Origin of the sequence: uncultured Brevundimonas sp. (assembly GCF_947305955.1) — a bacterium.
GTDB lineage: Bacteria > Pseudomonadota > Alphaproteobacteria > Caulobacterales > Caulobacteraceae > Brevundimonas.
This window is the reverse complement of the sequence record NZ_CAMZFB010000080.1, coordinates 1-6,243: the sequence shown is the minus strand read 5'-3', so window position 1 is coordinate 6,243 and position 6,243 is coordinate 1. Positions and strand designations below refer to the sequence as shown.

The 6,243-nt window shown below is 63.0% G+C and carries 8 protein-coding genes and 1 pseudogene; 4 read left to right on the top strand and 5 right to left on the bottom strand.

Translation table 11 applies throughout. From position 1 onward, the window contains the following. The coding region (locus Q0Y42_RS13775) for a hypothetical protein (protein ID WP_297804898.1) at positions 1-212 on the top strand (212 nt) is incomplete at its 5' end. 62 nt (positions 213-274) lie between these two features. Here the strand turns inward: Q0Y42_RS13775 and Q0Y42_RS13770 are convergent. From Q0Y42_RS13770 to flgB, 4 genes are all read right to left on the bottom strand, one after another. After that, entirely contained in the window at positions 275-1,417 is a 1,143-nt protein-coding gene (locus tag Q0Y42_RS13770) for a serine hydrolase domain-containing protein (RefSeq protein ID WP_297804895.1), read from the bottom strand. 81 nt (positions 1,418-1,498) lie between these two features. Next, entirely contained in the window at positions 1,499-1,810 is a 312-nt protein-coding gene (locus Q0Y42_RS13765; protein WP_297804892.1) for a flagellar hook-basal body complex protein FliE, read from the bottom strand. Between the two features lie 11 nt (positions 1,811-1,821). Continuing rightward, positions 1,822-2,256, bottom strand: coding sequence for a flagellar basal body rod protein FlgC (gene flgC, locus Q0Y42_RS13760; protein WP_297804889.1), 435 nt, complete (start codon positions 2,254-2,256; stop codon positions 1,822-1,824). Between the two features lie 21 nt (positions 2,257-2,277). Further along, on the bottom strand, positions 2,278-2,688 hold the full coding sequence (flgB, locus tag Q0Y42_RS13755) for a flagellar basal body rod protein FlgB (protein ID WP_297804886.1): 411 nt from the start codon (positions 2,686-2,688) through the stop codon (positions 2,278-2,280). A 140-nt stretch (positions 2,689-2,828) separates the two neighbouring features. Here flgB and Q0Y42_RS13750 point away from each other — a divergent pair, with 140 nt between their 5' ends. From Q0Y42_RS13750 to Q0Y42_RS13740, 3 genes are all read left to right on the top strand, one after another. Beyond that, positions 2,829-3,140 carry a flagellar biosynthetic protein FliO gene (locus Q0Y42_RS13750; RefSeq protein WP_297804882.1) on the top strand — a complete coding sequence of 104 codons (312 nt, stop codon included), beginning with the start codon at positions 2,829-2,831 and terminating at the stop codon, positions 3,138-3,140. Next, entirely contained in the window at positions 3,137-3,937 is an 801-nt protein-coding gene (fliP, locus tag Q0Y42_RS13745; protein ID WP_297804879.1) for a flagellar type III secretion system pore protein FliP, read from the top strand. Before Q0Y42_RS13750 ends, fliP begins: the two co-directional genes overlap by 4 nt. A 116-nt stretch (positions 3,938-4,053) precedes the next feature. Beyond that, positions 4,054-4,332 (top strand): HU family DNA-binding protein, encoded by a 279-nt coding sequence (locus Q0Y42_RS13740; protein ID WP_242915361.1) that lies wholly within the window; start codon positions 4,054-4,056, stop codon positions 4,330-4,332. A gap of 125 nt (positions 4,333-4,457) precedes the next feature. Here the strand turns inward: Q0Y42_RS13740 and Q0Y42_RS13735 are convergent. Beyond that, positions 4,458-6,243 (bottom strand): annotated as a pseudogene (locus Q0Y42_RS13735) (hypothetical protein); the annotation flags it as partial.

Below are 6,243 nucleotides of genomic sequence, written 5' to 3'. Positions count from 1 at the left end.
AAAACCACGCTGCCGCCCGTTTCGGCATGGATCGGGATGAGGTCCGCCATGCGATGGGCGAGCCGACGCGCATGATCCGCAATCCGGACGGCGTCGAGATCTGGTTCTATGACCGCGCAGACTCCAACGAAGGCGTCACCGTCAACTTCCTGTGGGGCAAGGTCACCCGCACCGGAGAGTTCTCGGACTCCACCCGCGCCGGCTCCAAATAAGCGCCTCAACGAACCACGCGTGAAAAAGGGCGGCCCTGTCATCGGGCCGCCCTGTTGCTGTCCTACCTGGCCACCGCGGCTGCGACGCCTTCAGCGACCTTCCGGTCCAGTTCTTCGGTATCGGTGAACCCGCGTGCCGACATCAGCACATAGGCCACATCATGGTCCACGAAGCGGCCAAATGAGGTGATGTAGCCATTGGTCCCGCCGGTATGGAAATGGTCCGGACCTGCCACAGTGTTGCGAACGAAGAGACCCAGTCCGAGGCCCGCATTCTGGCCCGCCTCAAACTCACCGCTATCGGACTTGCGGATCAGGTTACGGCTCATTTCGGCAAGGGTTTCCGGCTTGACGATGCGGCCGTCCTCAATCGCACGGGCCAACTTCATCATGTCATTGGCCGAGGACCGCACAGCGCCCGCGCCGGGCTGCATATAGGAGTAGCTGCCCGTCAGTTGCAGGGCTTGCGGCGTGCCAACATAGCCAATCGCCACATCCGCATCAAAGCGGATCAGGGGATGCGGCCCAATCAGCATCTCGGTTTCCACATCCGTGGATGTCATACCCGCAGGCTCCAGAACCCGCTCGCGGATCAGCTCGCCAAACCCGCGCCCCATCGCCTTCGATGCGGCATGGGCAGCCAGCTCAAATCCGAAATTGTTGTAGGCGATATCCTTGCCCGTCTCATAGGCCAGCCCTTGGTCCGCCGTTGCCAGTTCGTCCAGCAGTCGGTCCATGGTGGCGGCATGGTTCTGGGAAAAGCGGATGAGCACCTGATCGCTGTAATCACCGATGCCCGAGCTGTGGTTCAGCAGTTGGCGCAGCGTCACTGCCTGCCATTGGCTCGGCAGACGCGGCAGATAGGCTGAAAGCGGCGCATCCAGAGATATCTCGCCCGTCTCCGACAGGCTGAGCAGGGTCAAGGCCGTGATCGACTTGGACGTCGAGAAGATCTTGAAACGGGTATCCAGTGTCATCGGCGTGCGGTTTGCCGGATCGGCCAGCCCGCACTGATGGCTAAACAGGGTCTGGTCACCCTTTTGCACCAAGGCGACCCCCACAAAGAGGCCCGCCTCGCACTGGCGCTCGATTTCGGCCTTCAGAGGCGCAAAGGCCGAGGCGCTGTCTTCAGCCAGAGCATGGGTGGCCGACAGGGCCAGAGCGGCCCCAAGGCCAAGCGACGCGATAGACTTAAAGCATTTCATGGCCCGCCTTGAAGCGTGACCATACAATGTTCTTCAAGTTAATCTTATGTAATTGAAAAAATAGAAAAATCCAAGCCCGCCCTAGATCGGCATGGCCATGATTTCCTTATAGGCGGAGATCACCTGGTCGCGGACGGCCAGCACCGTTTCCAACGAGGCCTCGGCGGCGCTGATGGAGGTGACGACGTCGATCAGATTGCCCTGCCCTTGGACGTTCTGGGCCATCTGGATTTCGGCGGTGCGGGTCTGGTCGGCGGTTTGGGCCACAGCCGACTGAAGGATTTCTGCAAAGCCGGGACCTTGGGTCGGGGCGGCCGCCTGCGGCTTGGGGGCCGCGGGCATGCTGTTACCCTGAACCGTCGAGTAGAGGCGTGCTGCCATTGCCGGATTCATAGCCTAGCCCCTTAGCGTTTGATGATGTCGAGGGTGCGCGATTCCATCGCGCGCGCCGTCTCGATCACATTGAGGTTGGCCTCATAGGCGCGCTGCGCCTCACGCATGTCCATGGCCTCGACAAGGGTGTCGACATTGGGACGGCGCACATAGCCCTCGGCATCGGCTGCCGGATGCGACGGGTCGTATTCCAGCTTGAAATCGCTCTGGTCCGGACGGACGTCGGCCAGCACCACGCCGGTCGTGCCGTTCAGGTCGCGGGCCTGAAACACAGGCATCTGACGACGGTAAGGATCACCACCGGCCACAGGCGCGGTCGAGTTCGCATTGGCGATGTTCTCGGCGATAATCCGCATGCGCGATTGCTGGGCGCGCAGGGCCGACGCGGCCACGCTCATGGCAGGGTTGCGGGCGGTAGCCGGACGTCCGTTGATAGGATCAGCCATCGTTAATCTCTCCCCTTACCTTCAGCCCTGACCCGGCTTGCGCGAGGCCATGCGGATCATGGACATGGATTTCTGGTAGAAGCCGATGGCAGCGTCATAAGCCATGCGGCTCTCGGCCATCTTCAGCATCTGTTCTTCAACCACGACCGAGTTGCCATCCAGCGTGGTCTCGCTGTCCGGTGCCTTGGCCACGTCAAAGCGTAGTTGTTGCTGCCCCTGCGGTGCGATGTGGGCGGCGTGGGTCGTCATGACCCGCACCCCGCGCTCGCGGTTCATCGCAGCGGCAAAATCGGTCGGGACCTTCAGATCACGTGCCCCGTACCCCGGCGTATCGGAATTGGCGACGTTCTGGGCGATCACGCGCTGGCGGTCGTCCAGCCAGCCAAGACGGCCCTTGATCTGGTTCAGCAGTGACAGGTCGGTTACGGACACGCCCCATGCCCCATATTGGTTGATCGGCAGAATTTGCCGCCTACAGGGTTAATAGTCTCTATATCTTAAAGCCGTGTTAACCACGTTGGCCGAAACCTTGGCCTTAAGACACGGCGCAGGCCGGGGGCCACGAATAAGCGATGAACTGGATTGATCTGCTGCGAGCCGTATTCGGTCTCGCCATTACGCTCGGCCTGATCGGTCTGGCGGCCTATGCGGCCCGCAAATACATGCCAGAGGTTCTGGCCCGCCTGCAGGGCACGGGCGAGCGCCGTGAAAAGCGTCTTCGCGTGATCGAGACCCTGATGCTGGACCCGTCGCGCCGTCTGGTTCTGGTGCGCGTGGACGACGAAGAGCGTCTGCTGCTGCTGGGTGAAGGCCGCGAACTGATCGAGCCGCGCGGCCCGTCGGCCCCGTCCGGTCACGATCTGCATAGCGGAGACATGCTGTGACCCGCAGCCCGTCCATCTTTGGCCTTCCAAGCAAGGGCGAGTTGAAGCGCGCCGCCCTCCTGTCGCTGGTGACCACTGCCCTGTGCCTGATCTGGCCGATCAGCGCACTGGCCCAGTCGTCGATCAATGTGGACCTCGGTACCGGCGCGGGCCTGTCCGAGCGGGTGGTCCAGCTTGTTGCCCTGATGACGGTGCTGTCGCTGGCACCGTCGATCGTGATCATGACGACCAGCTTTGTGCGGATCGTCGTGGTGCTGTCCCTGCTGCGGACGGCACTGGGTCTGCAGCAGTCGCCGCCCAACGCTGTGCTGGTGTCTCTGGCCCTGTTTTTGTCGGCCATCGTCATGGCTCCGACGTGGCAGGACGCCTATGATTCGGGGGTCCGCCCCCTGCTGGACCAGCAGATGGAGCTGCCTCAGGCCTTCGATGCAGCGTCAGAACCTGTAAAAACCTTTATGCTGGCTCAGGTGGACCGACAGGACCTGGCCCTGTTCACCCGTCTGTCCAAAATCGAGCCTCCGGCAGAGCTTGGCGAACTGCCCCTGCGGGTGGTCACCCCCGCCTTCATGATCAGCGAATTGAAGAAGGCGTTCGAAATCGGATTTCTTCTTTTTGTTCCGTTTCTTGTGATCGATTTGGTGGTCGCCAGCGTCCTCATGTCCATGGGTATGATGATGTTGCCGCCCGTTGTCGTATCACTGCCATTCAAACTGATCTTCTTTGTGCTGGTTGACGGGTGGCGTTTGGTGGCCGGAAGCCTCGTCGAAAGCTTCCAAAGAGCGGCTGGCGGGGGATAAAACCCCACCCCGTGGGCTTTTGCGCGGTTTGGGGGCTTGCCAAATCGCCCGAAACCGTCGTTGATCCCTCATCTTCGCCCGACGTTCCCGGGCGACCACTTTGGGAAACGACCCTCATGACCACTCAAGCCGAACTGATCGCTGCCGTCGCCAAAGACGCAGGTGTTTCGCAGGCAGACGCCGGCAAGGTTCTGACCGCCATCGTCGAGAACATCCACAAGTCGCTCAAGTCGGGCGGCGACGTGCGCATCTCGAACCTCGGCGTGTTCGACACCGCTGAGCGTGCAGAACGCGAAGGCCGCAACCCGGCCACCGGCGCGACCATCAAGATCCCGGCCTCGAAGGCCGTGCGCTTCCGCGTGTCGAAGCCGCTCAAGGACGCTGTGAACAGCTAATCCTTACGGAAACGGCGGCTCCCATCGGAGCCGCCGTTTTCATTTCCGTCAGGCCCTGCCAGAGCCCCGCCTGATGTATGCAATACCGACGAAGGGAAATGCCCTTCCGCTCTGGCCCCGATCGATCAACCTCGAGGCGCAGCACCCGCTGCCGGAGCCGCAGCAGCGGCTGGAGCGGGTTTGATCGGCCCCGCATGTTCGCGGAACTCTTCCTTGGTCTTGGCGATCCAACCGGCATAGGCATCGGCCTCTGCGCTCAGGTTGGAGAAATTATCCAGCCCCCCACTGCCCGTGCCATCCATACCCGCCAGTGCGATACGCACCGCACCTGACGAACGCGCCCCTTCGGCAAAGCGGCTGTAGCGGTCCGAGACGCGCTTCAGCGCCGCCGCATTGTTAGCCAGCGAATAGCCGACGCCCGCACGGATCAGATAGGTCTCCTCGACCATCGACAGCGGATTGGCCGTATCCTGCCAACGGTTGCCCAGCGCCTGCTCGTACAGCGGTGCCGCCGCCGACCAGTTCTGCTGCTTCCACAGGATTTCAGCACGCACGGCGTTGGCCGCCGAGGAGGCATCGCGCCCGAGGATTTCCAGGGCGTGGTCGTAACGTCCCAGCTCCATCAGGGCACGCGCTTCCAACGCACGGCGCTCGGCCGCCACCGCCGCAGGCAGCAATGTCGAACGCGAGGTCCAAAGCGCCTGCAGCGCCGCTTCCGGCTGACGGTTCATCAGATAGACGGCTGCCAGATTGGCCGACACCTGCGCGCGGGCCACCCCGTCCAGACGGTTCTCGGCCTGATATTTCAAAAGCTCTGCCGCCTGATCCAGCAGGTCCACGTCAATCAGGCGCCGCGCCAGACGGCGCACCATTTCGTCGCCATCGGCACCGACGGGCGTCAAGTCGCGGAAGTCAAAGAACAGGGCCAGCGCCTGAACCGGCTGCAGCCCGTCCGCCGCCCCTTCGAGGAACATGGCACGGAAGGCCGAATCCAGCTGCTCCTGCAGCTTGGCTCCCCCCGGCAGGCTGGTGATCCGCGTCCCCGCACCCTTGAGGGCGGTCAGGGCCTCGCGATAGCGCCCCTGCGACAGATAAAGCTCGCCCAGCGACTGGATAACGGCCAGTTCGATGCCATCCCCGCGCCAGCGCCATTTCAGGTCTTCCAGCTGTTTTGCGGCCTGCGTGGCATTCAGCGTGCCCTTGTCCATCGACAGACGGATCACGCCCAGTTTGGCCGTGGTGGAGATGGCCTCCATCCCTGCCTTGGACGCGGCGGTATAGATGGCCAGTGCGCGGTCCTTCTGGCCTTCGGCTTCCAGCAGGCGCGCCTGAACCAAACGCGCTTCCAGCCGCTCGACCGCAGGAACGGCGGGCAGGCCAAAGACATAGTCCAACAGGGTCTTGGCGGCGGCACGGTCATCCGTCTCGATGGCGGCCAGCGCATGGGCTGTGCCGAAACGGGCGCGCCATTCGGTAGGGAAGCCGTCAACGGCGGTCGAGCCCGCGCCGAACATCCGGCGGGCGGTGACATAGTCACCCTGCTGGACCGCGATATATCCCTGCCAGACACGGGCGGCAGGATCGCCTGCCAGTGCGCCCGAGGTGAAATCATTCTCCGCCTCGGCATAGCGACCAATGGCGGCGCGAGCGGCCCCGCGAAGGCCCCGCACCTCCGGCATGCCCAACATGCCGGGCGTATGCTCGATCAGGCCGTTCAGCACGCCGATGGCTTCGTAATACAGCCCCGATCCCACAAGGAAACGGGCATAGGCCAGCCGGTCATTGGCCGAGGTGCGCGGATCATCCGTGGCACGCGCCATTTCCAGCTGGGCGGCGTTCTGCAGATCGCGGTGGCGGGCGGCAAAGCCCACCGTCCCCGTATTGGCCCAACCCGGTTGGATCAGGCCCGCA